This window comes from Drancourtella massiliensis (assembly GCF_016900655.1).
GTDB lineage: Bacteria > Bacillota > Clostridia > Lachnospirales > Lachnospiraceae > Sellimonas > Sellimonas catena.
This window is the reverse complement of record NZ_JACJKH010000074.1, coordinates 1-1,237: the sequence shown is the minus strand read 5'-3', so window position 1 is coordinate 1,237 and position 1,237 is coordinate 1. Positions and strand designations below refer to the sequence as shown.

Below are 1,237 nucleotides of genomic sequence, written 5' to 3'. Positions count from 1 at the left end.
ACATGCTACCGTTACCACCGACTGCATCTTCTTCAGAGGATTTTTCTCTCTTGTTTGATAATACTGGTGGATCTCCCTGAATTCACTATTTTTCCCTATCACGGATATCGCCGCTTCATACAGCACGTATCTCAGTCTTTTCCGCCCCCGGTAACTGATATGGCTTTCACCTGCATGTTTCCCGGAGCTGTTCTTTACAATCGCATATCCTGCCAGCTTCTGTACCTGCTTTGGGTCATCAAACCTGCTCAGGTCGCCGACCTCCGCGATAAATCCGCATACCGTTTTCAGCCCGATCCCTTTGATCTCAAGAAGTTTATCTACATAGGGGATTTCTTTGATTTTTTCTTCTATCTTAACCATCAGGTCATCCATGCGTCTGCTGTACTTCTCATAGTCTTCCAACAGATTCCGGATCTCCATGCTTGCCGCTTCTGGTGCCTCCTGGCTCCCAACGCTGTGCTCCGCTGCCGATAACAGGGTCTTTGCCCTCTTCATCCCGACGCCCCTCAGCTTTGCGTTCCGCCAGATCTGATTGATCCCTTCCGCTCCCAATTCTTTTATCTTCATCGGAAGCGGAGCCTCCTGAAGCACCATCATCCCGCTTACTGCATCCAGTTCCCCATAAACGTCTTTATATTCCGGAAAATAGATGCTGATCCATCGTGCGATCCGGTTTCGGATCCTTGTGATCTCTTCCTGTGTCTGAAAACGCAGATTGGAAAGGCTCCGGATCTCTGCATAAACTCCTGTTGGAATATAGGGATAGGAAAAGCGCCCTTCATTTACCAGTGCAGCGATGGTCTTCGGATCTTTGCGGTCATTCTTGTCGGGATTATTGTCGTCCATCTCCTTCGATTTTTTTACATGGTGCGGATTCACATGAACCGGTCTCATTCCGCTGTCCTGCAGGAACTTCCCAAGATTGAACCAGTAATGTCCTGTTGGTTCCATTCCGGGGATTACAGCAGTTTTACCGGCTTTCTCCTTGATATCCTCAACCCATGCCATGAATGTCAGGAATCCGGCTTCATCATTACTGAACGCCAACGGTTTATCAGAAAATTCATAATTGCGCCAGTCGAATGCCCTTACGTAATGAGTTTCACTTCCGACATCAATCCCAAGGACTAAAGTTTCTTCCTTAATAGATGCAATTTTTGCGTTTTGTGTGTTATACTTCATTTCAGATACCTCTCTGTTTCATAAGATTTTTACTAACCCGCAAAGTCAGCAA

At 46.7% G+C, this 1,237-nt stretch carries 1 protein-coding gene; it reads right to left on the bottom strand.

Going from position 1 to position 1,237, the window contains the following annotated elements; all coding sequences use genetic code 11:
* Positions 1–1,185: IS110 family transposase (locus H6A32_RS15760; protein ID WP_204864814.1), on the bottom strand; the 1,185-nt coding region annotated here is incomplete at its 3' end.
* Between the last annotated feature and the right edge of the window lie 52 nt (positions 1,186–1,237).